Genomic DNA, 289 nt, shown 5'->3' with positions numbered 1-289 from the left:
AGGCGAGAGAGCTGTCAGGAACGTGCGCGAGCTTCCTCGGCGGCGCTGACATGCTGGTTGGCATAGGACTGGTGAGCGGCTGCTTCCGCTTCGCCGACCTTGACCGGATAGCCCATCTTCGACAGGACGGAACCCAGCGCGGACAGACACAGCATGACGTTGGCCGACTGGGCAGTATATCCCATCAGGCCGAATCGCCAGATCTTGCCTGCCAACGGACCAAGGCCTGCACCGACTTCCAGGTTGAATTCGGAGAGCAGTCTGGCTCGGACTTCCGCTTCGTTGATGC

General features: G+C 61.2%; 1 pseudogene. It reads right to left on the bottom strand.

Features of this window, described 5'->3' with window-relative positions:
• Positions 1–14: 14 nt before the first annotated feature.
• Positions 15–289, bottom strand: a pseudogene (locus tag NAI64_RS09075) (alanine--glyoxylate aminotransferase family protein); the annotation flags it as partial.

This window comes from Oxalobacter paeniformigenes, assembly GCF_027158465.1.
Classification (GTDB): domain Bacteria; phylum Pseudomonadota; class Gammaproteobacteria; order Burkholderiales; family Burkholderiaceae_D; genus Oxalobacter; species Oxalobacter paeniformigenes.
This window is presented reverse-complemented; position numbering and strand designations above follow the sequence as displayed.